Origin of the sequence: Dactylosporangium sp. NPDC000244, assembly GCF_040300725.1 — a bacterium.
Taxonomy (GTDB): domain Bacteria; phylum Actinomycetota; class Actinomycetes; order Mycobacteriales; family Micromonosporaceae; genus Dactylosporangium.
In genome coordinates this window covers 35,675-60,483 of record NZ_JBEPEH010000046.1, presented here as the reverse complement: position 1 = coordinate 60,483, position 24,809 = coordinate 35,675, and the positions used below count along the sequence as shown (strand labels likewise).

Below are 24,809 nucleotides of genomic sequence, written 5' to 3'. Positions count from 1 at the left end.
CCCGGCCGGGTGGCCTCACGCCCTCCGGGGCCAGTGGTCTCATCCTCGACGAACCCGGCTCGGCGTCGGCCGGGGTGCGCAGCGCAAGGGCGGCGGCGCAATGAGCAACGTGGTCGGACAAGAGCCGAACGGAGCGGGCGCATGTTGGGATTGATCTTCGGCCAGGTGCGCCATGCCCGCGGCCGCACCTTGACGCTCGCGGCACGCTCGTGGCGCGCCTGGCCGCGGCCGGCGGCTGACGGGCCGGCCGCGGGCGCAGCGCGACGCCCGCTCATTCCGGCCTGGGCGGCGTACCGTCAGTGATCTGTGCGGGAGCCCGGTGTGAGTCGCCCGACGAGCGTGTCGAGCGGTCTGCCGGCGCCTGGACCGTGACGCCGGGGCCACGGAGCAGCCGGTTTGCCGGCGACGGCCGCAAACCACCGCGCCTTGCGCCAGTGCGCAGCAGGCGGCACGAGCGATGGCGGCGGGATGGGGACCATCAGCTGCGGGGTGATGTTCGCTGTGCCTACCGGCACGGCGGTGCGAGGGGACGGTCGGGTACGTACTGCTGCCATTGCTGAGCGCTCAGCACGGTGGTGGCGCAGACGCGCTGGATGGCCTTGTCCAGGTCGAAGTCGGTGAACTGGATGGTGCGATCGTCGCCGGCGGTGGCCAGGACACCACCGCCGGGTTGGTAGGCGGCGCTGGTGACAGGGCCCGTGTGGCCGGCGGTGAGGGGCTTGCCGATCGGGGCGGCGTGTGCCGGATCGGTCACGTCCCACAGCCGCACCGTCTGGTCGGCGGCCGTGCTGGCGAGCGTACGGCCGTCGGGGCTGAAGCCGACCCAGGTGACCGCGGCGGTGTGCCCGGTCAGCGGTGGTGCCAGGGCACGGGGGTGCGTGGGGTCGCGCAGGTCCCACAGGCCGACGGAGTGCCCCGCGCCGGCGGTGGCGAGCAGGTGCCCGGCCGGGTCGAACGCCGCGTGCAGGAGGCCGTCCGTGTCTCCGGTGGCGATCGTGCCCAGGGGGTGCGGCTGTGCCGGATCGCGAACGTCCCACAGGCGTACCTTGTCATCGGAGCTGACGCCGGCCAGAACCCGGCCGTCGGGGCTGAAACCGGCCCATGTCGCGGGACTGATCTGACCGGTCAGCGGCTGGCCCAGCGGCGCCGGACGGTCAGGGTCGGACATGTCCCACAGCCGCAGGGTGTTCCCGGGTCCGTCGGTCGCCAGCACGGCGCCGTCCGGGCTGAACGCCAGGGCGCCGGCCGGGGCCGTCGCGCCGGTCGCGATCGATCCCGCCGGCACCGGCCGGGCCGGTTCGGACAGGTCCCACAGCCGGACGGTGTGATCGTCGCTCGCGCTGGCCAGGATACGGCCGTCGGGCGGGCGGAATGCCACGCGGCTCACCGCGCCGCTCAACGACTGGGGCAGCGGGGTGGGGCGGTTGCCGGGGTGCGACAGGTGCCACAGCCGGACGGTACCGTCGCCGCCGGCGCTGGCCAGGATGCGCCCGTCGGGCGGGCGGAATGCCAGATCGTTGACGGTACCGCCGGGGTTGGCCAGGACGGTGCGCGGCAGATTCCACAGCCGTACCGTGTGATCGTCGCTGACGCTTGCCAGCGTGGCGTCGGACGAGCTGAACACCAGCCAGTTGACGATGCCCGTGTGGCCGAGCAGGGGCGGTCCCAGCGCGGTGGCGTGTGCGGGGTCGGTGACGTCCCACACCCGGACGGTGTGATCGGCGGCGCCGGTGGCCAGGGTGTGCCCGTCGTGGCTGAACGCGACGGCGAGGATGGCGTCGGTGTGGCCGGCCAGCGGGCTGCCGAGCGCGACGGGACGGGCCGGATCGGCGATGTCCCAGAGGCGCACCGTGCGGTCGGCGCTCACGCTGGCCAGCGTCCTGCTGTCGGGGCTGAACGCCACGGCGTAGACGGTGTCCGCGTGGCCGGACAGCGGCGGCCCCCACGGCTGCGGGCGGCGCGGGTCGGTGACGTTCCACAGCCGGATCGTGTGGTCGTGGCCGGCGCTGGCGACGGTACGGCCGTCCGGGCTGTACGCGGCCGACGCGACGGAGCCGGTGTGCCCGAGCAGCGGTGGCCCCAGGGCGGAGGCGTGTGCGGGGTCGGTGACGTCCCACAGCCGTACCGTCTGGTCGTAGCCGGCGCTGACCAGGGTGTGCCCGTCCGGGCTGAAGGACACCGAGAACGCGTAGCTGCTGTGCCCGGTGAGCGGCGGCCCCCATGGGCGCGGGTGGCGCGGGTCGGTGACGTCCCACAGCCGGATCGTGTGGTCGCGGCCGGCACTGGCCAGGGTGCGCCCGTCCGGGCTGAACGCGAGCCAGTACACCCAGCTGGTGTGACCGGTGATGGGCGCGCCGAGCGCCACCCGGTGTGCGGCGTCGGTGACGTCCCACAGCCGGATCGTGTCGTCGCCGGCGCCGGTGGCCATGAGGTGTTCGTCCGGGCTGAACGCGACCGCGTACACCGCCGCGGTGTGGCCGGCCAGCGGCGTGGACAGCGCGGTGTTCCCGGTGTCCAGCAGGGCGGTGACGGCCCGCGGTGTCGGCCGGATGCGGTCGGCGGCCAGGTCCAGCTGGGCGGCCAGCGATGGATCACTGCCGCGGACCAGATCGGCCTCGGCCAGCACTTGTTCGGCCACTGCCCGGTCGCGTTGGGTGCGGGCGGTGGAGCGCTGCTGGAACGCGACCACGGATGTCACGCACGCCAGTACGGTCAGCACGGCCAGGCCCGCCAGTGCGGTGCGGCGTGCCAGCGACGCGTGCCGCTGCTGGCGCAGCGAGGCGGCCAGGAACTCCCGTGCCTTCCCGGTCAGCAGTGGCTCGTGGGTGCGGCGCTGTGCCCACTCGGCCGCCGCTTCCAACCGGCTGCCGCGGTACAGCAGCGAATGGTCGCGGTGGTCCCGTTCCCAGGCCTGAGCCGCGTCCAGCAGTTGCTGGCCGAGCAGCAGGCCCGCACGGTCCTCGTTGATCCAGCCGCGCAGCCGGGGCCACGCGTGCAGCAGCGCCTCGTGGGTGATCTGGACCGACTCGGCGTCCAGGGTGATCAGCCGGGCCTGCGCGAGGATCTCCAGCCCGTGCCGGTTCGGCTCGTCGGCGGCCAGTTCGATCCGGCTCACTCGCCGCTTGGTGTCCTCGGTGCCCGCGCCGAGCGCCACCAGCCGCAGGAAGATGCCGCGTGTGAGGGCCCGCTGCCCGGCGTCCATGCGGTGGTACACGGTTTCGGCGCTGTTGGCGAGCGCGTGCTGGATGCCACCGGCGGCCTCGTACCCGGCCAGTGTCAGCGTGTTGCCGCGCCGGCGCCGCCACGTCTCCCGCAGCGCGTGTGAGACCGATGGCAGCACCCCCGCCTGCCCGGTCGCGTCGGCGATCACCCGGGAGAGCAGCCCCGAGTCGACCGCGTACCCCGCCCGGGCGGCAGGAAGGCTGATCGCCCGCCGCAGTTCGTCGGTACTCATCGGCCCGACCAGCACCTGTGCGTCACGCAGCGCGTCGACGAGGTCCGGGTACTCCGAGCAGGCGGGGTAGAAGTCCGCCCGTACCCCCAGCACCACCCTGGTACGGCTGTTGGCCGCACCGGCCGCCGTGACCAGTCCGGTGATGAACGCCGCTCGCTCCGCCGGATCGGCGCAGAGGGTGAACACCTCCTCGAACTGGTCCACGACCAGGACGAGATCCTGCTCAGCGCGCTGCCTGACCAGTGCCTGCAGCACCGCCAGGTGCAGTGCCCGGGGCTCCCGGCGCAGCTCGCGGACCAGATCGGCGGCCGGCGTCCCGCCGAGGTCGGCCACCCGGACGGCCAGTTCGTCGAGCGGATGCGGACCCGGGGTCAGCACCAGCGCCGGCCACCCGCCGGCGCCGGGCACCGGACCCGAGCGCAGCGCCGGCAGCAGTCCGGCGCGCAGCAGCGAGGACTTCCCCGAGCCCGACGCACCGAACACGGCCAGGAAGCGGCGCGTACGGACACGCGCCACCAGGTCTTCTGTCAGCTGCTCCCGCCCGAAGAATCGGTCGGCATCCTCGGCCTGGAAAGCGGCCAGTCCCACATACGGGCAGCGCCGCTCGTCCTCCGCATCCCGTTCGGCCTCGCCCGTCCCCGCCTCCGCGTACGGCCTCGCGGCCAGTGCCCGCCAGCGGTCCTCCCAGTCCTGCGGATCTCCCCCGCACGCCCGCGCATAAGCCAGCGTCACCGCCAGACTCGGCAGTTTCCGACCGGATGCCGCATCCGCCAGCGTGGTCGAGGAGAAATGCGCACGCCGCGCCAACTCCCGATATGGCGGAGTCCCCGCTTTCGTACGCAGCAATCGGAGCTCGGCCGCGAAATCCCGCAACGGGCCGTCGTCGGAATCCAGCGGTCGCTCAGCGCGCGGCATCACTATCTCCTATCGCCACAGACCAATCTATATTGCGCGAAAGATCATGTCTTGCCGTCCACCGGCGCGGCCCGCGCCGATCGGCTGTCCGGACGTTGTTGTCAGCCGGCCACGCATCGACACCGGACAACTCCTCGGCGGTACCACTGGTGCATGGACGGCGGCCGCCGGGACAGGCGGCGACCGCCGGAAGCGGCCGAGCAGGCCCACGACCAGAGAGGAGCACACATGACGCAAGTTGCCCACAGGAGCCTTGTCCGCAGGCCGAAGCGTGCCGCGGCGTTGCTGGTCACCGCAGTTGCGGTCGCGACGGCGGTCCTCGTCGGCACCGCGGCGCCGGCCGGCGCGGCCAGCCGGTCCGCCACGCCGGCCTACTCGCCGACCAACTGCTCCACGACCAAGTACTACAACTCGTGGGTCGGCGCGAGCGAGACCGTCCCCAACCACGTGCTGTCCCAGGGGGACTACGGCGACTACTGCGTCGCCAACCTGCAGTGGGGCATCGACAACATGTACGGCAGCGCGGCCGACCAGGACCCGATCGCAATCGACGGGAATTTCGGCGCGCAGACCTACGCATGGGTGCGGCGGTTCCAGTCCGACTACAAGAGCTGCTCCGGCAATTCCGTCGACGGGATCGCCGGGAACAAGACCAACAGCTGCATGCAGTACCTCGAGGGCGTGTTCTGAACATCATTGGCGCCGAACGCCCTCACCCGTGAAGCCATCGCACAACTCGATGCAACATCCCAATGACCCGAGGAGAAGCACATGCGGAACACGAAGGCCAAGGTCCTGACGGCGGCGCTGAGCGGCGTGGCTGCCACCTTGCTGATGGCAGCGCCCGCCATGGCCGCGAACGACGACTTCGGCCAGGCGACGACCGACCCGGGCGGATGCGGCGTCGTGGACTTCATCGACTACGGGCCCGGCGCGCCCGGCGGCGGGGACAACGACGACTACCTCGTCATCCACGACTACTGCGCCGACGGCCACGGCGTCGAGGCCTACGCCTGGCTCGACGGCACCTACCTCGGCAAGCACTACGACGGCAACGGCCTGGACGGCGCGCCCGTGGTCTGGGACCCGTTCGGTGACGTCAAGTACGGGCAGACCGTCGGCATCAAGGTCTGCCTCGTCGACGGCGCCAACGACGCCACTCCCTCCTACTGCGCCTCAGCCGAGGCCACGATCGACGGCTGATCCGGCCCCTCCCGCACCCGGGGGCACCGCACATCAGGAGCCGCCGGCGCGTATACGCGCCGGCGGCTCTTCCGGCTCGACGCCACCACCATCACAAGGACGGCGCCCGGGCCCGCCGGCCTGAACCTGGCTACGATGCCGGCGTGGAGGGCGCTGCGCGCTTCGCGCCGGACGTGGGCCCGGCGTCCTCGTCGAGCGGGTCTGGCACGCTTTGGATGCCGCTCCTGAAGATCGACAGGAACCGAGCACTCCACAAAGGACATCGATGCTGCAAGCGCGCGTCACCCTCGACCCCGCCGCCGTCGTCGCCCCGGTCAGCCGCCGCACCTTCGGCTCCTTCGTCGAGCACATGGGGCGGTGCGTCTACACCGGCATCTACGAGCCCGGTCACCCGCTCGCCGACGAGGACGGGTTCCGCACCGACGTCCTGGCGCTGACCCGCGAGCTCGGCGTGACCACGGTGCGCTATCCCGGCGGGAACTTCGTCTCCGGATACCGCTGGGAGGACGGTGTGGGGCCGCGCGAGCACCGTCCCCGCCGGCGCGATCTGGCCTGGCACGGCATCGAGACGAACGAGGTCGGCATCGACGAGTTCGCCCGGTGGGCGGCCAAGGCCGACGTCGAGATCATGTACGCGGTGAACCTCGGAACCCGCGGCGTGCAGGAGGCCCTGGACGTCCACGAGTACTGCAACCAACCGGCCGGCACCCACCTGGCCGACCTGCGCCGGGCCAACGGCGCCGAGAAGCCCCACGGCATCTCCATGTGGTGCCTCGGCAACGAGCTCGACGGGCCGTGGCAGATCGGGCACAAGAGTGCCCACGAGTACGGCCGGCTCGCCGCCGCCACCGCCCGCGCCCTGCGCGCCGCGGAGCCGGGACTGCAGCTGGTGGTCTGTGGCAGCTCCGGCTCCGCCATGCCGACCTTCGGCGCCTGGGAGGCCACCGTCCTGCAGGAGACGTACGACCTCGTCGACTACGTCTCCTGCCACGCCTACTACGAGGAGCACGACGGCGACCTCGGCTCGTTCCTGGCGTGCGCCACCGACATGGACCACTTCGTCGACAGCATCGTGGCCACCGCCGACAGCGTCGGAGCCCGGCTGCGCAGCCGCAAGAAGATGCAGCTCTCCTTCGACGAGTGGAACGTCTGGTACATGTCCCGCTTCCAGGACCAGCCGAAGCCCACGCAGTGGCAGGTCGCGGCGCCGGTGATCGAGGACGAATACAACGTCGCCGACGCCGTCGTCGTGGGCAACCTGCTGATCTCGCTGCTGCGGCACAGCGACCGGGTCACCGCCGCCTGCCAGGCCCAGCTCGTCAACGTCATCGCGCCGATCCGCACCGAACCCGGCGGGCCGGCCTGGCGGCAGAGCGTCTTCCACCCGTTCGCGCGCACCGCCGCCCTGGCCCGCGGCGTCGTCCTGCGCACGGCGATCGACGCGCCCGTGTACGAGACCTCGCGCTACGGCGAGGCCCCGGTCGTCGACGCCGTCGCCACCCACGACGCCGCCACCGGGAGCCTGGCGCTGTTCGCGGTCAACCGCGACCAGGCCCGGCCGGTGGAACTTACCGTCGATCTGCGGGCATTCGGGGCACCGGCCCGGCCGGCCGGGTCGTGGACGCTCTGGGACGACGACGTGCGCGCCACCAACACCCGCGACCGGCCCGACCGCGTCACGCCGCGGCCCGCCGAGGGCGTGACCGTCGACGGCCACACGGCGACGCTCCAGCTGCCCCCGGTCTCCTGGACCGCGGTCCGCCTCACCACCGCGCCGACCGGCTGACGTCGCCCGGGGACGCCGGTTGACATCAGGGTAGTGAGCGCTAACACTTCCGAATATATTCGCGAATGTCTGACCGGCTGGCCACCACCGGTAGATCCCTGGAAGGACACCCTTTGCCTGAGCGCACCATCCGCCGGCGGTGCTTGCCGTCCGACGCCACCGACAGCGCGGTGCCGACGAACATCGTCGCCGCCGGGTGCCGCTGACGGTGCTCCCAACGGATCGGCGTCAGCCCGAGCGCGTCCGGTCGCGGATGATCGGTGTGATCACCCGCGACCGGGCCGTGCACGGAGCCTCATCGGCGCTGCTCGGCATCGAGCGCGCCGCGCGCATGGCGGGCTACAGCCTGCGGGTCGAGTCGCTGCGCCGGGCCGACCAGCACACCGTGGCCGCGGCGCTGGCCACCCTGGCGAGCCAGGCCGTCACCGGGGTGATCGCCGCCGCGTCGCTCCCGCCGACCGCGCTGCTGCGGCTCGCCGGCAACGTGCCCGTCGTCGCCATCCAGTCCGACACGTCCGGGACCGTCCCCGCGATCGTCGCGGACCAGGCCGCCGGAGCCCGGGCCGCCGTGTCGCATCTCCTGCGGCTCGGGCACGCGCAGGTGTGGCACGTGTCGGGCGCGGACGACTGGCCGGAGACCCACAGCCGCATCGCGGGCTGGCGCGCGGCACATCGCGCATTCCGGCGCCCGTCGCCGTCGATGCTCGAGGGCGACTGGAGCGCCCAGTCCGGCTACGCCGCCGGGCTGCAGCTGGCCCGCCGCGCGGACGTGACGGCGGTCTTCGCCGCTGGGGACCAGATGGCCGTCGGCGTGCTGCGCGCCTTCGCCGAGCGGGGCATTCGCGTGCCTGACGACGTCAGCGTCGTGGGCTTCGACGACATCCCGGAGGCGGCGTACCTGCGCCCGCCGCTGACCACGGTCCGGCAGGACTACGACGAGATCGGCCGGCGCTGCGTCACGGCGCTGCTGGAGCTCGACGCCATCACCAGGCACGGCGGATTGGTGGGCCAGGACCTCGACCGCGCCCTCCCGCCACAGCTGGTGATCCGGGATACCACCAAGAGGGCACGGCGCCGCGGGCGAACCAGCGCGGCCGCGCGCAACCCGGCCGCCGGGTCGTGACCGCCGACGGATTCGGCGAACGCGAGGATGCGGCCATCGCGGCCGCCGTGTCAGCCCAGCGCCGGCCGGACACGGAACGTGCTGGCGGCCCGGAACGCCGCGGTGCCGTCCGCCTGCCGCACCCACAGCTGGTCGCCCTCGCGGCGGATGAAGTACCCGCGGTAGTTCGACGCCTCCAGCATCACGTCGCCGCCGCCGGTGCCGAGCGGGCAGAAGGTGGCGTCGCCGCGGAACAGCCACGTGCCCTCGTCCTGGTTCAGCCGCAGCCGCCAGGACGCGTGGCGCAGGTACCGCCCGTCGGCGGCCCGGAACGAATAGCAGCTCGCGTCGGCCAGGCCCGGCACCGCCTCGAACGTGGCCCGCTGCCGCGACGACGCGGTGTCCGCGGCGACGAGGACTCCGAGCTGCTGCCCGTCGGTGCCGAGGAAGCGCCCGGCGGCGGCGTCGAGCTCGAGGGACACCGGCCCCAGGTGCAGGCCCGCCGGGGCTGAGGTTGGCGTCGACGGTACTGCGAGCGACGGCATCGACACCGGCGGCGCCGGCCGCTCGTGATCGGGCCAGGCGACGGCCACGCCCGCGGCCGCGACACCGGCGACGAGCGTGCCGGCCACGAGCTTCGCCGCCGGCAACCCGGCCAGCCAGCCCGTCTTCGCCGCCGCCGTGACGGCCGGGTGGCTCGCCGCGGCGCCGGCGGCCGGCCCGATGTCGTGGACCGTGAGGGAGGCGGCCAGCGCAGCGGGTACCGGCAGCATGGCAAATCCGGTCAGCAGACGCTCGGTGTCGATCGCGCCCTCCGCGGCCCGCGCGCAGGCCGCGCAGGACCGGGTGTGCCGGGTGATCCGCTTGCGCCACAGCGGGCTCGGCAGACCGTCCCAGCCGGCGACGACGGCGTCGAGCCCCGGGCAGCGGGGCCGGGCCTCCAGGGCCGCGACGAGCACCCGCGCCTGCTCGAGGCGGTTGCGCATGCGCTGGACACGCACCCCGGCGTGCACGACACTGACGCCGAGCGCCGCGGCCAGCTCGCCCCGCGTCAGCTCCTCGCCGATCTCCAGCCACCACAGCGACCAGAGCACCCTGTCCTCCGGGTCGAGCCAGCCGACCGCCTGGCCGACCTGCCGCCGCTGCCCGGAGAGTTCGACCCGCAGCATGGTGAGGCCCTCGAAGTCCTCGGCGTCCGGCGCGTCCGTCAGCACGTCCAGCGGCGCTCGCCGCCCGGTGGTGATGCGCTCCCGCTGCAGGTAGGTGCCGGCCTGCCGGACGGCGATCGCGGCCAGCCAGGCGCGGAAGCTCTCGGCCTCACGCAACGACGGCAGCCGCCGCAGCGCGCGCAGCATCGTTTCCTGCACAACATCGTCGACCGCGGCCGGGTGCCCGGCGAGGGCCCGCCGCACGATCGAGTACACCAACGGCAGATACGCCCCGAGGAGGTCGCCGAGCGCACGCTCGTCCCCGGCCTTCGCCGCGGCGACCAGCGGCGTCGTACTGCTTCTCGTTGTTCCCAATCCCATCACCGGCCCCCTGAACGACTCCAGCGAGGGCGTGACGGTCAGGCGGATACCGCCGCGGTCGAGGAAGTCGGGTGTCCATCGCGGCACACGATCGGGCGCATTGTCAAGCGCCGCGGCCCCGCCCGCGCAAAGCCGGAAGGCACCGCTCGCCGGCCCGCTATCCGGGTGGTGCCGCCTCGCAGACCGCCCCCGGAGGCGGCCCGCGAGGCGGCATGCCTCGATCAGGGGCTGGCGCAGGTGACGTTGCCGGGGGACGTGGTGCTGCTGCCGGTCGCGACGAATCCGAACGTGGTCGTGGCGTTCGCGCCGAGCGCGGCGTTGTAGGAGGCGTTCCTGACCGTGATGCTGCCGGTGGACGCGTTGTTGACGCCGCCCCAGAGACTGCTGATCGCCTGGTCGCCGGCGAGCGTCATGCGTACGGTCCAGCCGTTGAGGGTGGTGGAGCCGTTGTTGGCGACGACGACCTCGCCCTGGAAGCCGCCGGGCCAGCTGTTGACGGCCCGGTAGGCGGCGGAGCAGGTGCCGGGCTGGCCACTGGCGGGCGGAGAGCTCGGCGGCGCGCTGCTCGGCGGGGTGGACGACGCAGGAGCCGAGCTCGGCGGGGACGTGTTCTCGAACTGGGCGAAGAACTTCCAGATCTCCCCGGACGTCCAGGTTCTGGCGTCGTTGGGGCTGCCCGACCCGTCGACCGGGCTGGGGGTGTGGTCGCCGTCGAACGCGGCCCACTGGACCGGGTAGCCCGGCCGGCACCCGGCATACGTGGTGGTGACGTGGGTCAGGCTGCCCTGCGCCGGCTCGCGCGGGTTCTGTGGCGTACAGCCGTTGTTCCGCACGAACGTGTCGCGCAGCGACCGCCCGTTGCTGATGTTGAGGACGCTGTCGTGGATGCCGTGGATGCCGAAGTAGGCGACGGGCTGGGTACCGCCGTTGCATCCGCTGAGGTTGGCGCCGGACAGGACGGCAACGGCACGGAACACCGCCGGACGGGCACAGGCGATCGCGTAGCTCATGGCGCCGCCGTAGCTCCAGCCCAGCGCGAAGATCTGTGTCGTGTCGACGCAGAGACCGCCCTCGACGAGCCTGGTCAGATCGTCCACGAGGGTCAGATCCTGGCCGTTGGTGTTGGCCCAGCCGTTGTTGATGCCCTGCGGCGCCACGAAGATCGTGCTGTTGTTCGACAGCGGCTGCAGCCCGTAGTACCCGGCCGAGGCGACCGCGCCGGCGGAGCCGTTCAGCCAGTGCAGCCCGAAGACCAACCGGTACGGGTGGCTGTTGTTGTAGTTGTCCGGAACTCTCAGGATGTACGTGCGGTTCTGTCCGCTGCTCTGCACCGAGTGGGTGCCGCTGGCGAGCGCCGGGGCCTTGCCGCATCCGGCGGTCGCCGCCAGGGCGGCGCCGGTCGCGGCGGCCGCGGTTCCGTCACCGCCGCCGGTCAGCGCCTGGCCGGCGGTGACCGCGACGAGGACCGCCGTCACCGCGACGGCCGATGAGAACATGCCGCGCTTGGGCATCGAGCACCTTGCCCTTCCTCGGATCGACGTTCGGGCATCACCTCCCTCAGACGGTGGTGATGGCCCACTGGTTGTTGGTGCTGCCGTTCGGCGCCCGCAGCCCCTCGACGGGTGGTCGCAGGCGACGCCCATGCGCCTGCGACCACCGGACTACGCCGGAGGGACGGTCAACGCTGCAGGGTCAGCACGCCCGGGCGGTACGGCAGCAGGCCGTAGTCGCCGCCGGAGCTCGGGGACCGGCCCTGGTACAGCAGCTGCAGGTTGCACGGGTCGACGGTCTTGGTCTGGTCGGGGTTGGTGCGGACCAGGTCGCCGTGGCTGATGTCGTTGGTCCAGGTGGCGCCGCTGTTGGCCTTGCCCGCGAAGGGGTTGCTCTCGGTGGCGGCCTGCGGGGTCCAGGAGCCGCTGAGGCTGGAGGCGGTGAAGGAGCGGAAGTAGCGGCCGTTGGCGCCGATGGCCTCGACGAGCATGAGGTACTGGTTCTGGCCCTGCACCTTGTAGACCTCGACGCCCTCGAACAGATTGTTGGTCGAGTCGCTCATGATCTGGGTGTAGCTGGAGCCGAAGCTGCCGGGGAAGTTCCCGATCGGCATGCTGGCCCGGTAGATCTTGCCGTTGTCGCCGGCGAAGAACAGGTACATGTTCGAGCCGTCACCGATGATGGTCTGGTCGATGGGGCCGGTGCCGGAGCCGGAGATACTGCCGGTGAACAGCGTCTGCGCCGACGACCAGCCGTTGACGTTGGACGGATCGCTCGACGTGCGGTAGTTGAACGCCGCCCCGCCCCACTGGTACGTCAGCACCCAGATGTTCTTCGGCGCGAAGTAGAACAACGTCGGCGCGACGGCCCCGAACGGCATGCCGTTCTGGGACGCCGAGCCCATGTCCGACCAGTTCGTGAACAGGCCGAAGTTCATCGAGCCCCACGTGGACCCGGTGTCGTGCGTCGTAGCGTAGACGAGGTGTTTGCCGTTGTAGACGACGTTGGTGAAGTCCTTCAGCGACACCCAGCCCGACTTCGGCGTCGCGAGAGCACCCGTGGACGACCACCGATAGGTCGACGGCAGCGTGCAGGTTCCGCCGGTGTTGCCCGGCGTGGTCGGGGTCGTGCCGTCGACACGGACGAGCTGCCACTGCTGGTTGGTGCCACCCCAGTCGCTGTACTGCACGACCGCTCCCCCGTCGGCGGTGGAGGCGCCCTGCACCTCGACGGCCTTGCTGGAGTTGCGGTTGATGAGCCGCACGTAGCCGCTGTCGGAGTCGGCGAGGCGGAACTGCTGGTTCGTGCCGTTGCCGTCGGTCCACTGCACGAGCTTGGCGGAGTCGGCGGTGGAGAAGTTGTACACGTCGAGGACCTTGCCCGAGTGGCGGGCCTTGAGCCGGTAGTAGCCGCCACCGGAGTCGACGAACTGCCACTGCTGGTTCTGTCCGCCGGAGCGGCTGTACTGCTGGATGCAGGCACCGTCCGCGGTGGACGCGCCGCACACGTCGAGGGCCTTGCCGGAGTTGCGGTTGACGAGGGTGTACCACGCTGACGTGTCGACGGTCGCCGCCGAGGCGGAGGTCGCGTTGACGGCGACCACCATCCCGGCTACCACGACCGTCGCCGCCAGCATGGCGCCGAGCGCTTTGCTGTGCACAGAAACTCCTAAGCGGTCTGGGTGAACGAGCGCACGGTGACGGCGCCACCGAGCGACCTTGTGGCGTAGTTGAAGACGGCGTAGCGGTACCCCATGAAGAACTGCCAGGCGTTGTTGAGCGTGAACGCCGGCCCCAGGGCGGTGAAGGTGACGCCGTCGGTGCTGTAGGAGAACCGGGCCTGCCGCCCGGAACCGGGCCGGATGTCGGCGGTGGCACGCAGCCAGATCCGGCCGCCGGTGACGGTGGCCGAGGCCGCCACGGAGCCCGTGCCGGTGGTGTTCCAGCTGCCGTCCATGGTCAGGCCGTTCACCATGGTGACGCGGGTGGTGCCGTTGTCGCGCTGCACGCCGATCCAGGCCGAGGAGTCGCGCAGCATGGCCAGGCCGGAGCGGTCCCCGTCGGCCATCGCCGAGTAGTCCAGCTCGACGGTCGCCGTCGAGGAGGGGCCCTGGATGCGTTGGGTGAGGGTGTTGCGGGCCGAGTACAGGTCGTTCGTCACGGTCGCGGTCTGCAGGCGCAGGCCGCTGCCGGACGACCACCTGGTGTTGTCCGGGTTGTGGTTCCACTCCCACTGCGGGCCGAGCGCGGCGGTGGCGAACGTGTCGGTGCCGATCATCGGCTTGACGGTCTTCGAGGTCGTGATGTTCGGCCTCGGGTAGTTCACGCCCCAGGCGCCGTTGACGGTCTGCAGGACCGGCCAGTCGCCGCTCCACGTGATCGGCGCGAGTGTCGGCACCCGGCCGCCCGGGTAGGCGTCGGTGAACGCCATGTAGTACCAGTCGCCGTTCTGGGTCTGCACGAGCCCGCCCTGGTGCGGCACGCCCCCGCCCGAGATCGGGCCGGGCGTGTCGAGCAGGACCTGGCGCATCTCGTACGGGCCCCACGGGCTGGACGAGCGCAGGACGTACTGCCCGTTGGCGGGCCGGGTGACCCAGATGTAGTAGTACCCGTTGCGCTTGTAGAACCGTGAGCCCTCGAGGGTGATGCCGGACGGGGCGGTGAACACCTGCTGTGAGCGGACCTGACTCGTACCGTCGGCCGACAGCTGGGCGACGCTGAGGGTGCTGTTGCCGTAGGCGACGTACATGGTGTCGTTGTCGTCGATGAGCATCCCGGCGTCGTAGTAGCAGGCGTTGATCCGGGCCTTCTTCGACCAGGTGCCGTCGACGGCCGAGGCGGTGTACACGTAGGTCCGGTTGAACTCCACGCAGCCGAGCCAGTAGTAGGTGCTGTTGCTCGGCCGGTATTGCAGCGTCGAGGCCCAGATGCCCTTGACGTACGCCCGGCCGCCGCTGAGGTTGTAGGCGTTGGAGTCGAAGTCGAGGCTCGGCACGGAGTGCCCGGCGTACTCCCAGTGCACCAGGTCGTAGGAGCGCAGGATCGGCGCGCCCGGCGAGTAGTGCATGGTCGAGGCGGAGTAGTAGTAGGCGTCGCCGACGCGGATGATGTCACCGTCGGCGAAGTCCTGCCAGACCACGGGGTTGGTGAACTGCCCGGCCGGTGCCGGGGTGGTCGGCGTCGGGCTGGTCCCGCCGTCGGCGCGCACGAGCTGCCACTGCTGGTTGGCGCCGCCCCAGTCGTTGTACTGCACGATGTTGCCGCCGTCCGCGGTGGACGCGTTCTGCACCTCGACCGCCTTGCCGGAATTGCGGTTGAGCAGGCGCACGTAGCCGCCGTCGGAGTCGGCGAGGCGGAACTGCTGGTTGACGCCATTGCCGTCGGCCCATTGCACGATGCTCGCGCCGTCGGCGGTGGAGAAGTTGTAGACGTCGAGCACCTTGCCCGATGAGCGCGACTTGAGCCGGTAGTAGCCGCCGCCGGAGTCGACGAACTGCCACTGCTGGTTCGCGCCGTTGTTCCGCGTCCACTGGGTGATGCGCGCGCCGTCGCCGGTCGCCGAGTTGTACACGTCGATCGCCTTGCCGCTGTTGCGGTTGACGAGGGTGTACCAGGCGCTCGTGTCGACCGTGGCGGCGGCGGCCGGCGCGATGTGCAGCGCGACGGCGGCCGCCGCGGCGAGCATGAGCACGGTGGCGAAGACGGTCGCGGGCCGGCGCCGGGCGGCTGCGGGCGCGGTGCGGTAAAGGGGGGAATGCATGAGGTAAGTCCTTCTGGCGGTAGGGACTTCACTGTTTGTTAGCGCTAACAGCTGTACGTCGGCGCGTCCGGCCGTCAGGCATCGAGATCGATGAGATTGCCAGATCGAGCCCGCGCTTTCAAGCCTTGACCGCCATTCCCGCGTGAAATTCCGCGATTGCGATCCGTCGACCTTTCACGCGCTCCTGCCATAACACTTTTTCCGGAAAAGTTCTGGATCGAGTGCGTCGAAAAGCGTTATGCAACCACCTCGGGAATGGTCGCACCGGCTCCGGACAGCGACTTACTTGAATGCTGTGAGCGATTCTGGCAAGGTTCCCTGACATCCCACCGCCGACGCTCATCCGCGCCCGCCACGCGCCATGTGAGCGATCACAATTCACCCCAGGAGCGTTCCGTGAAAGCTTCCATCCGGCGCGCGCTCGTAGCGGCCGCCGGCCTGCTGTGCCTGACCGGACTCATGCCGGCCGCCTCGGCCCGGGCCGACAACCCGATCGTGCAGACGATCTACACCGCCGACCCCGCGCCGCTGGTCTACAACGGCCGGGTCTACCTGTACACCGGGCACGACGAGGACAACTCGACGTACTTCACCATGCGCGACTGGCGGGTCTGGTCCTCCGCCGACATGGTCAACTGGACCGACCACGGATCGCCGATGAGCCTGTCCACGTTCAGCTGGGCGAGCTCGGATGCGTGGGCCGGGCAGACCGTGTACCGCAACGGCAAGTTCTACTGGTACGTGCCGGTGCGCATGGCCAACGGCAGCAACGCCATCGGGGTCGGCGTCGCCGACAACCCCACCGGCCCGTTCCGCGACGCCCTGGGCCGGCCGCTGATCCAGAACTCCGAGATCGACCCGACGGTCTTCATCGACGACGACGGGCAGGCGTACCTGTACTACGGCAACCCGCACCTGTGGTACGTGAAGCTCAACGCCGACATGATCTCGACCGCCGGCAGCCCGGCCCAGATCCCGCTGACCACCGCCGGTTTCGGCACCCGCACCGGGAACACGAGCCGCCCGACGCTGTTCGAGGAGGGCCCGTGGGTATACAAGCGCAACGGCCTGTACTACAACGTCTTCGCCGCGAAGTGCTGCTCGGAGTACATCGCCTACTCGACCGCCACGTCGCCCACCGGGCCGTGGACCTTCCGCGGCACTGTCATGCCGACCCAGGGTGCAAGTTTCACGAACCACCCGGGCGTCATCGACTTCAACGGCGGCTCGTACTTCTTCTACCACAACGGGGCCCTGCCCGGCGGCAGCGGCTACACCCGCTCGGTGGCCGTGGAGAAGTTCAGCTACAACAGTGACGGGACCATCCCGGCGATGAACATGACCACGACGGGCGCGCCGCAGGTGGGAACGCTGAACCCGTACGCGCGCCAGGAGGCCGAGACCATCGCCTGGGAGAACGGCGTGGAGACCGAGCCGTCCAGCGGGGGCGGCATGAACGTCGGCTGGATCGAGAACGGCGACAACATCAAGGTCAAGGGCGTCGCCTTCGGCGCCGGCGCGACGTCGTTCAGCGCGCGGGTCGCCTCGGCGACCAGCGGCGGGCGCATCGAGCTGCACCTGGACAGCCTCAACGGCACTCTCGCCGGCACCTGTACCGTCGCCGGCACCGGCGGCTGGCAGACCTGGACCACCGTCACCTGCCCGGTGAGCGGCGCAACCGGCACCCACGACCTGTACTTCAAGTACACCGGCGGGTCCGGCAACCTCTTCAACGTCGACTGGTGGCAGTTCGCCGGCACCGGCGGCGGTGACAACGGCGGCGGCAACCTGCTCGCCAACGGCAGCATGGAGAGCGGCACCAGCGGCTGGTCGGTCTTCGGCGCCGGCACCCTCGCGTCCGGCTCGGTCGTCCACGGCGGCAGCCAGTCGCTGCAGATCACCGGCCGGACCGCGGCGTGGAACGGCCCGGCCCAGGACGTCACGTCGAAGCTGACCAACGGCAAGAGCTACACGACCAGCGCATGGGTCCGCGCACAGAGCGGCACCCCGAGCGCGAAGGTGACGCTCGCCGTGACCGCGAACGGCACGACCAGCTACGTCCAGCTCACCCCGGCGGCCACGGTGACCACCGGCGGCTGGACCCAGCTGACCGGCACCGCCACGGTCTCGTGGACGGGCACGCTGACCGGCGCCACGCTCTACGTCGAGACGGCCGCCGGCACCGACGGTCTCTACCTCGACGACGCATCCCTGCAGTAGCGCACCCGAGCCGACTCGATCGAGGGAGAGATCATGCGTGTGCAACAGCGGCCTTGGCTGGCCCGCGCGGTGGCGTTGCTGCTCGCGGCCGGCGCCGCCGTGTGGTTCATCGGCGTGCGCACGGCCGAACCGGCCCAGGCGCTCGCCAACAACCTGGCGCTCACCCCGCCGATGGGGTGGAACGACTGGAACGCGTACGGCTGCAACGTCTCCGAGGCCCTGGTCAAGCAGACCGCCGACAAGCTCGTGTCGTCCGGGCTGGCGGCCGCGGGCTACCAGTACGTGAACATCGACGACTGCTGGATGCAGCACAGCCGCGACGCGGCCGGCAACCTGCAGCCCGACTACGGCAAGTTCCCCGACGGGATCTCCGGCACCGCGGCGTACGTGCACGGCAAGGGCCTGAAGCTCGGCATCTACGAGGACGCCGGGACCCAGACCTGTGCCGGTTACCCGGGCAGCCTCGGGCACGAGACGCAGGACGCGCGCAGCTTCGCGGCCTGGGGCGTCGACTACCTCAAGTACGACAACTGTTTCAACAACGGCAGTTCGACGACCCAGCAGTACATCTCGCGCTACTCGGCGATGCGTGACGCACTCGCGGCCACCGGGCGCCCGATCGTGTACAGCATCTGCGAATGGGGCGTCAACGCGCCGTGGACCTGGGCGCCCGACGTCGGCAACCTGTGGCGCACCACCGGCGACATCCAGGCCAACTTCGGCAGCATGCTGAACATCTTCCACCAGAACGTGGGCCTCGCCGCCTACGCCGGACCCGGCCGGTGGAACGACCCCGACATGCTCGAGGTCGGCAACGGGATGTCCGCCACCGAGGACCGCGCGCACTTCAGCCTGTGGGCCGAGATGGCCGCGCCCCTGCTGGCCGGCAACAACCTGGTCAACGCGAGCGCCACGACGCTGTCGATCCTGGGCAACAAGGCGGTGATCGCGGTCGACCAGGACCCGGCCGGCAAGCAGGGCCGGATGGTGAGCTCCTCCGGCGGGCTCGACGTGCTCGCCAAGCCGCTCGCGAACGGCGACGTGTCCGTGGTGCTGTTCAACGAGAACAGCACCACCGCGACGATCAGCACCACGGCCGCCGCGATCGGCAAGTCCGGCGCGTCGTCCTACTCGCTGACCGACCTGTGGAGCGGGGCGGCCAGCACCACCGGCGGTGCGATCACCGCGAGCGTGCCCGGGCACGGCGTGGTGATGTACCGGGTCGCGGGCGGTACCACCGGCAATCCAGGCGGCGGATCCACGACGACGATCCGGGGCACGGCGTCCGGCCGCTGCCTCGACGACCCCAACGGCAGCACGACCAACGGCGTGCAGCTGGTGATCTGGGACTGCAACGGCGGCACCAACCAGCAGTGGACCTCCACCGGCTCCAAGCAGCTGCAGGTGCTCGGCAAGTGCCTGGACGCGTACAACAACCAGACCTCGCCCGGCACCAAGGTGGAGATCTGGGACTGCAACGGCCAGAGCAACCAGCAGTGGAACGTCAACGCCGACGGCACCATCACCGGCGTGCAGTCCGGGCTGTGCCTCGACGTGAGCGGCGCGGCCACCGCCAACAACACGCCCGTCCAGCTGTGGACCTGCACCGGTGCCACCAACCAGCGCTGGACCCGCTCGTGAGCGGCCGGACCTGGGTCGGCCGCCGGCAGGTGCGGAAGTAGCGTGCCGCAGGCGCGGTGCGCGGCGGCCGATGGGCCGCCGCGCACCGCGGGCAATGTGCGGATCCCCGGCGTCAGCCGGTGCTGCAGGAGACCGATGGCCAGGTCCATTGACCATTGGCCATGATCGTGACGCCGAAGTTGTTGCCACTGCCGTTCGGTTTGCCGACCATCACGTACTGGCTCGGCCAGGTTGCGCTCACGTTCCAGGTCGAGCTGATCGTTGCCGGCGCCGGGACGTTCATCGTCACGGTCCAGTTGCTGGAGCCGGACACCGCGACGTTGAGGTTGTAGCGGTCGTTCCACTTCTGGCCCGCCGACAGCGTGGCCGTACAACCGCCATTGCCACCGCCACCGCCGCCACCCCCGCCGGTGCTGCCACCGCCGCCACCACCGCCGGAGCCCTCGCTGACGGTGATGTTCGAGCTCACGTTGCTCTGGTAGCCCTCAGTGGCCATGATCTGGTAGTTCGGGCTGCCCAGCTGCAGACCGGCCTGGCGCCACGCGTTGAAGTGGTTCGCCACGTTGATGGTGCCGCCGGTGCGCTTCTGCTGCCGCACGCTCCAGTACTGGTAGAACGTCGCGGTGCCCTGGATCGAGGGCTGATTGACGCGCTGCGTGCGGTACAGGTCGTACGTGCTGCCGTCGGTGGTGACGGAGCCGAGGCGCTGAGCTCCCGTACTCGGGTTGTAGTTGCCGAAGTTCTCGACGATGTAGTACTCGACGAGCGGGTTGGTCATCCAGCCGTACAGGGCGAGGTAGCAGTTGCCGCCGCAGTTGAACGAGCCGGAGTAGTTGACCGTGTGGCTGGTGGAGCCGGGGTTCCAGCCCTTGCCGACCACGGAGTTGTTGATGCTGTTCATCTGGACGCTGTAGCTGCCCCCGGCGCCCAGGTTCATGGTGACGTTGCCGCTGTCTTTCCAGTACGAGAAGAAGTAGCCGTTGTGGCTGCCGGTCGAGTTCGACGTGATCGTCCGGTCGGCCTCGGCGTGGGCGGTACCGGCGGCAATCACCGAGACGGCCCCCAGGGTGACGGCGCTGGCCACGCCGATGAGCAGTCGCAGGCGTCGGCGTCTGCGGCCGCTCGGCTGAGCGAGTGTGTCGTGCATGGATGCTTCCTCCTCGAAAGGGCGGGCGAGGTCGCTCGACGGGCACCAGGGCACCGAGTGGCCGTCCATGCGGTCGACGGCCGGTTTCACTGATCGATGCTGGTCGAACCCGAGGTAGCGAGATTATGGGCACGCCGCCGCCCATCTGGCAAGAATTCTCGGAAAAGTTCCGGAGATTGCCGCAAGCAAAGTGGGCCGCCGCAGCGGACAACATCGCAGCTGGAAGCGGTTGCGCCGGTGTCGGAAGCCCGGCGATCCGCCCGGTGACAACACCGAAAGACGCAGCGTCGGACCGAAAGTTTCGAACTCTGCTCGGGCTAGCATCAGGGCCAGGTGGAGGTAGGTCCGGTCCGCCCCGCGTCTGAGGTCGAGCCCGGTCCTGCGTTCGACCTGCGCGAGCGGGCGGCCACCCGCCAGCGCGACCGCGAGCGCGGCGGTGAACGTGTCGCCGGCGCCGGTCGTGGGGCGAGATCGTGGCGGAGGCGCCGCCGACCGGCACGAGTATGCTGGCGGGGCCGGTCCCGGTTCGGTTGGCTTGTTTGCATAGGGTGGTCAAGCCGCGCGGGCGGCGCTGAATTTCGTCACTGGAGTTGTGTTGGTCGGGACGAGTCGGCGGCGATCGAGCCGCGACCGTGTCACCGGGGCCGAAGTCGCCGAGGCCGCCGGAGTATCGACATCGGTCGTATCGCTTGTCCTCAACGGCAAGGACGCGGGACGGGCGAACCAAGCCACCCGGGACCGCGTTCTCGCCGCCGCCCGCGAGCTGGGCTACCGAATCGACGGGCGGGGCCAGAGCCTCGCCACCGGCCAGACCGGCATCATCGGCTTCATCGCTCCCGACAACACCACGCCGTTCTTCGCCAGCCTGCAACACGGACTCCTGAGCCGGCTCAACCCCGAGTATCACCTGCTGACGGTCGTGACCGACCTCGGGCAGGCCGTCACCTCCGAAAGCATCGAACGGATGCTGCGTCTCGGACCCGACGCGATCATCGTGTTCGCGCTCGGCACCGACGATCTGTCCGCCCTTCGTCCCGACTGCCCAGTCCTTGTCCTCGACTCGCCAGGCAGCGAACCGCACTTTCCGCGCATCGATCTCGACGTCAGTGCCGGTGCGCGCACCCTGGGACGGCACCTGGCGTCGCATGGCCACCGCCACCTGGCCTATCTCGACGGAAACACCGGATCGCAGAGCATGGAAGTTCGCCGGCGAGCTTTGCTCTCGGCGTTTCGCCGGGGTTCGCCGGAGGCGCGCACGACCGTGGCGCGCTGTGCCATCGATGCCGCCGTCGCCCGCGCGACTGTCGCAGCGCACTGGCCAACCTGGAAGGACGCCGGCGTCACCGCCATCGCCTGCGGCTCGGACCTGCAGGCGTTCGGCGCCATCGCCGCGCTGCGTGACGTCGGGGTGGCCGTGCCGCGCGACGTCTCCGTGACCGGCGCCGACGACCAGCCGTTGTCGACGGTCATCGAACCGAACCTGACAACCGTTCGGCTGCCCTCACGACTCCTTGGCGAATTGGCGGCCACGCAGGTGCGCGGCATCCTGAACGGCGAGCCTGCCCAGGCGCTCCCCACCGTGCTGCCCACCGAAGTCGTCTTCCGCGACTCGACCGGCGCAGCCCCGACCCGTTAGGGCTGTCACTACCCCTTAACGGGATCCAGCGGTGCACAGGGGTGCGCTACGCGCGCCGAGAGCCCGCAGCCCTCAACGGCGAGCCGGCGGTCACGACAGGTGACAACCGAGGCGGCGGCCTCCTTCGCCTGTACCTGTATCGATGCCAGCAACCCCAATGAAATCAACACGTCAAGCGCTTGACCCATGACTTCGCCGCGACCTATGGTGAACCCCCATGCAGGCGGTCCACTGAGCGCGACCCGAGGTGAATTCCATGCGTGCAGCCGTGTCGGCCGAACGCGACGGTGTCGTCGAGCGGGCCGGGACCGGGAGCGCGGACAACGCGATGACGAACTACGCCCGCGTTGGGTTCATCGCGGGCGATCCGAGGAGGTGACCACCCGATGGCGGAACAGAGCCGGCACGGCGGTGCTGGCGAACGGAGCGGAATCGCGATCGTCGGCGGATCGGTTGCCGGTGTCGCGGCGGCCGACGCCGCCCGGCGCGCGGGGTACCAGGGGCCGGTGTGGCTCATCGACGCGCAGCCGCATGAGCCCTACGACCGGCCACCGCTGTCCAAGCAGGCGTTGTCGCCGGCCACCGCCGCGGACAGCGCCGAGCCGTCGTCGTACCGCCTGCGCGAGCCCGAGCACTGGCAGCGACTGGGTATAACCCTGCGCACCGGCGTGGCCGCGACGAGCCTGGACGTAGCCGGGCGCCGGATCCGGCTGGCCGACGGCACGCAGTACGCGTGCCAAGCAATTGTGCTGGCCCCCGGAGCGCAGCCCCGGCCTCTCCCGTTCCCTGTTGACGATGTTCCAGTCCACGTGTTGCGCGGGTTGGGCGATGCACGCGCGCTGGCCGCCGCGCTGCGCCGCGCGCGGCGGCTGCTCGTTGTCGGCGCGGGATTCGTCGGTCTCGAGGTGGCCTCCGCCGCTCGCGCCCACGGGGTCGACGTCACGGTCGTCGAGATCGCACCAGCGCCGCTCGCGCCGCTGATCGGCGGTCCGGCCGCCGGCTATCTCCTGGCACGCCACCAGGCGGCCGGCACCGCCATCTCATGCGGTCGATCGGTCCGCGCTGTGCACCGGCAGGGAGCGGAACTCGTTGCTCTCCTGGACGACGGCACCGAACTGACCGCCGACACGGTCGTCGCGGGCATCGGGGTGCGGCCCGCCACCGATTGGCTGAACGGCTCGGGCATCGAGCTGACGGACGGGATCGTCGCCGACGAACGGCTGCGCGCCGGCGCAGACGGAATCTACGCGTGCGGCGACGCGGTCCGCTGGACCAACCCGCTCTACGGCCAGGCCATGCGCATCGAACATTGGACGACCGCGCGGGAGCAGGGCGAGCGGGCCGGGACGAACGCCGCGCTCTTCGCCATGACCGGGCAGCCCGGGCAGGTGTTCACGCACGTGCCGTACGTCTGGTCGGACCAGCTCGGGCTGAAGCTGCAATTCGTCGGTCGCCGGCTGCCGGGCAGCGTGACCGTGGTCGAGCGCAGCGACGAGGGCAGCCACGTCAGTACTCACTGGTTCAACGGCCAGCTGGTCGGCTGCACGGCCATCAACTCGCCCAAGGACGCCATGCTGGCCCGCCGCACGATCCAGACCCGGTGTCTGGATGACCCGAACCCGGCCTCGCCGCCGGCCACCAGAGGAGATGGTCTTGACTGAGCCGACAGCTCCGACTGTTGCATTCGACCCGACGGACCCTGCGTTTCTCGCCGACCCGTACCCGATCCTCGACGCGATCCGCGAGAGCGACACCCCGGTGGCGTACGCGCCGGCGATCGACAAGTGGATCGTGACCCGGCATGCGGACGTCCACGCATGCCAGCGGGAGGCGCGGCTCGGCCGCGCCTTCGACCACATGTACACGCCCGAGCAGATCTCCGCCCAGCCGCGCGACCCGCGCTGGGTCAATTTCTGGGAAGCCGAGCGCTTCAGCCTGCTGGAGCTCGAACCGCCGGCGCACGACCGGATTCGCTCCCTGGTGTCTGCGGCGTTCACGCCGAGGCGCGTGCTGGACCTTCGGCAGCCGGCACGGCAGCGCGCCGCCGAGTTGCTGTCGCCGCTGCGCGAACGCGCCAGCTTCGACCTGCTGCACGACTATGCCATGCCGTACTCGATATCGATCATCTGTGAGCTGCTCGGCGCCGACCGCAGCTACGAGCAGCTCTTCCTCGACTGGGCGCACAGCATGGTGCGGATGTACGAGGTCGGCACCAGCGAGCAGCACGCCGCCGAGGCCGATCGGGCGGCGCGGGACTTCGTGGCGTGCATCCGTGAGCTCATCGCCGACACGCGCAGAAGCCCACGCGACGGCCTGATCTCAGCCCTGGTGTCGGTCCACGACGAGGACGACACGCTCAGCGAGGCGGAGATCATCTCGACGGTCATCGTCCTGCTCAACGCCGGCCACGAGGCGACGGTCAACACGACCGGCAATGGGATCGCCGCGCTGCTGACGCACCCTGACCAGTGGCAGCGGTTCCTCGCCGGCGAGGTTGAGCCGCGCCAGGCGATCGAGGAGCTCATCCGCTGGAACCCGCCGCTGCAGATGTTCGAGCGCTGGGCCCTCACCGAGGACATCACGGTCGGCGGCGTCGCCATCCCGTTCGGCGCCAAGATCGCCATGCTCTACGGCGCGGCGAACCGCGACCCACGAGTCTTCGATCATCCCGAACGGCTCGACATCGGCCGGGTCAACGCATCCCGACACGTGAACTTCGGCGGAGGTATCCACGCGTGCCTCGGCGCACCGCTGGCGCGCATCGAGCTCGAGGCGAGCTTCAGCCTGATCCGCGAGCTGTGCCCCGAGCTGCGGCTGGTGAGCGAGCCGAAGCACACGAACGCATTCGTCATCTGGGGCTACGAGGCTGTTCGGGTGAGCGCTCAGCGCGCGGCCTGAATGTCATGGCATCGACAATTACTTGGAG

16 protein-coding genes are annotated in these 24,809 nt (G+C 70.6%); 10 read left to right on the top strand and 6 right to left on the bottom strand.

What is annotated here, in order from left to right; all coding sequences use genetic code 11:
* Positions 1-505: 505 nt before the first annotated feature.
* A complete protein-coding gene (locus ABT369_RS47085) occupies positions 506-4,186 on the bottom strand; it encodes an nSTAND1 domain-containing NTPase (protein ID WP_350623268.1) in 3,681 nt (1,226 codons plus the stop codon).
* Positions 4,187-4,597: 411 nt separating this feature from the next.
* Here ABT369_RS47085 and ABT369_RS47080 point away from each other — a divergent pair, with 411 nt between their 5' ends.
* The 4 genes from ABT369_RS47080 (at position 4,598) to ABT369_RS47065 (ending at position 8,481) form a co-directional block, all read left to right on the top strand.
* On the top strand, positions 4,598-5,059 hold the full coding sequence (locus ABT369_RS47080; protein ID WP_350623267.1) for a peptidoglycan-binding domain-containing protein: 462 nt from the start codon (positions 4,598-4,600) through the stop codon (positions 5,057-5,059).
* Between the two features lie 81 nt (positions 5,060-5,140).
* Positions 5,141-5,572, top strand: coding sequence for a hypothetical protein (locus ABT369_RS47075; RefSeq protein WP_350623266.1), 432 nt, complete (start codon positions 5,141-5,143; stop codon positions 5,570-5,572).
* A gap of 265 nt (positions 5,573-5,837) precedes the next feature.
* Positions 5,838-7,358 (top strand): arabinosylfuranosidase ArfA, encoded by a 1,521-nt coding sequence (arfA, locus tag ABT369_RS47070; protein ID WP_350623264.1) that lies wholly within the window; start codon positions 5,838-5,840, stop codon positions 7,356-7,358.
* Positions 7,359-7,611: 253 nt separating this feature from the next.
* The gene (locus ABT369_RS47065; RefSeq protein ID WP_350623262.1) at positions 7,612-8,481 is read left to right on the top strand and encodes a substrate-binding domain-containing protein; all 870 of its coding nucleotides are present in this window, start codon (positions 7,612-7,614) and stop codon (positions 8,479-8,481) included.
* A gap of 50 nt (positions 8,482-8,531) precedes the next feature.
* Here the strand turns inward: ABT369_RS47065 and ABT369_RS47060 are convergent, their stop codons facing one another.
* The 4 genes from ABT369_RS47060 to ABT369_RS47045 all read right to left on the bottom strand — a co-directional run bounded on the left by ABT369_RS47060 (position 8,532) and on the right by ABT369_RS47045 (position 15,164).
* Entirely contained in the window at positions 8,532-9,989 is a 1,458-nt protein-coding gene (locus ABT369_RS47060; RefSeq protein ID WP_350623260.1) for a sigma-70 family RNA polymerase sigma factor, read from the bottom strand.
* A gap of 221 nt (positions 9,990-10,210) precedes the next feature.
* The gene (locus tag ABT369_RS47055; RefSeq protein ID WP_350623258.1) at positions 10,211-11,500 is read right to left on the bottom strand and encodes a cellulose binding domain-containing protein; all 1,290 of its coding nucleotides are present in this window, start codon (positions 11,498-11,500) and stop codon (positions 10,211-10,213) included.
* 167 nt (positions 11,501-11,667) lie between these two features.
* Positions 11,668-13,116, bottom strand: coding sequence for a non-reducing end alpha-L-arabinofuranosidase family hydrolase (locus ABT369_RS47050; RefSeq protein WP_350623354.1), 1,449 nt, complete (start codon positions 13,114-13,116; stop codon positions 11,668-11,670).
* A 32-nt stretch (positions 13,117-13,148) separates the two neighbouring features.
* Positions 13,149-15,164: a family 43 glycosylhydrolase gene (locus ABT369_RS47045; RefSeq protein ID WP_350623352.1), complete on the bottom strand. Its 2,016-nt coding sequence runs from the start codon at positions 15,162-15,164 to the stop codon at positions 13,149-13,151.
* Between the two features lie 471 nt (positions 15,165-15,635).
* On the opposite strand from ABT369_RS47045, the gene ABT369_RS47040 reads away from it, so the two are divergent.
* Positions 15,636-17,459: a family 43 glycosylhydrolase gene (locus tag ABT369_RS47040; RefSeq protein WP_502891917.1), complete on the top strand. Its 1,824-nt coding sequence runs from the start codon at positions 15,636-15,638 to the stop codon at positions 17,457-17,459.
* A gap of 33 nt (positions 17,460-17,492) precedes the next feature.
* Positions 17,493-19,100, top strand: a complete 1,608-nt coding sequence (locus tag ABT369_RS47035) for a glycoside hydrolase family 27 protein (protein ID WP_350623256.1) — start codon at positions 17,493-17,495, stop codon at positions 19,098-19,100.
* Between the two features lie 112 nt (positions 19,101-19,212).
* On the opposite strand, the gene ABT369_RS47030 is transcribed toward ABT369_RS47035, so the two are convergent.
* Positions 19,213-20,247 (bottom strand): glycoside hydrolase family 11 protein, encoded by a 1,035-nt coding sequence (locus ABT369_RS47030; RefSeq protein WP_350623254.1) that lies wholly within the window; start codon positions 20,245-20,247, stop codon positions 19,213-19,215.
* Between the two features lie 595 nt (positions 20,248-20,842).
* Between ABT369_RS47030 and ABT369_RS47025 the strand changes: the two genes are divergently transcribed.
* From ABT369_RS47025 to ABT369_RS47010, 4 genes are all read left to right on the top strand, one after another.
* Positions 20,843-21,883 carry a LacI family DNA-binding transcriptional regulator gene (locus ABT369_RS47025; RefSeq protein ID WP_350623252.1) on the top strand — a complete coding sequence of 347 codons (1,041 nt, stop codon included), beginning with the start codon at positions 20,843-20,845 and terminating at the stop codon, positions 21,881-21,883.
* 256 nt (positions 21,884-22,139) lie between these two features.
* Complete coding sequence (locus tag ABT369_RS47020) at positions 22,140-22,262, top strand: hypothetical protein (protein WP_350623250.1); 123 nt, start codon at positions 22,140-22,142, stop codon at positions 22,260-22,262.
* Positions 22,263-22,269: 7 nt separating this feature from the next.
* Positions 22,270-23,544: an NAD(P)/FAD-dependent oxidoreductase gene (locus tag ABT369_RS47015; RefSeq protein ID WP_350623248.1), complete on the top strand. Its 1,275-nt coding sequence runs from the start codon at positions 22,270-22,272 to the stop codon at positions 23,542-23,544.
* Positions 23,537-24,781, top strand: a complete 1,245-nt coding sequence (locus tag ABT369_RS47010) for a cytochrome P450 (protein WP_350623246.1) — start codon at positions 23,537-23,539, stop codon at positions 24,779-24,781. The genes ABT369_RS47015 and ABT369_RS47010 overlap by 8 nt, the downstream gene beginning before the upstream one ends.
* Positions 24,782-24,809 lie beyond the last annotated feature (28 nt).

Coding starts and splice junctions, on each gene's coding strand:
- ABT369_RS47065 (WP_350623262.1), top strand. CDS start 7,612: ATGATCGGTGTGATCACCCGCGACCGGGCCGTGCACGGAGCCTCATCG.
- ABT369_RS47020 (WP_350623250.1), top strand. CDS start 22,140: ATGCGTGCAGCCGTGTCGGCCGAACGCGACGGTGTCGTCGAGCGGGCC.
- ABT369_RS47080 (WP_350623267.1), top strand. CDS start 4,598: ATGACGCAAGTTGCCCACAGGAGCCTTGTCCGCAGGCCGAAGCGTGCC.
- ABT369_RS47030 (WP_350623254.1), bottom strand. CDS start 20,247: ATGCACGACACACTCGCTCAGCCGAGCGGCCGCAGACGCCGACGCCTG.
- ABT369_RS47015 (WP_350623248.1), top strand. CDS start 22,270: ATGGCGGAACAGAGCCGGCACGGCGGTGCTGGCGAACGGAGCGGAATC.
- ABT369_RS47075 (WP_350623266.1), top strand. CDS start 5,141: ATGCGGAACACGAAGGCCAAGGTCCTGACGGCGGCGCTGAGCGGCGTG.
- ABT369_RS47050 (WP_350623354.1), bottom strand. CDS start 13,116: ATGCTGGCGGCGACGGTCGTGGTAGCCGGGATGGTGGTCGCCGTCAAC.
- ABT369_RS47035 (WP_350623256.1), top strand. CDS start 17,493: ATGCGTGTGCAACAGCGGCCTTGGCTGGCCCGCGCGGTGGCGTTGCTG.
- arfA (WP_350623264.1), top strand. CDS start 5,838: ATGCTGCAAGCGCGCGTCACCCTCGACCCCGCCGCCGTCGTCGCCCCG.
- ABT369_RS47055 (WP_350623258.1), bottom strand. CDS start 11,500: ATGCCCAAGCGCGGCATGTTCTCATCGGCCGTCGCGGTGACGGCGGTC.
- ABT369_RS47045 (WP_350623352.1), bottom strand. CDS start 15,164: ATGCTCGCCGCGGCGGCCGCCGTCGCGCTGCACATCGCGCCGGCCGCC.
- ABT369_RS47060 (WP_350623260.1), bottom strand. CDS start 9,989: ATGGGATTGGGAACAACGAGAAGCAGTACGACGCCGCTGGTCGCCGCG.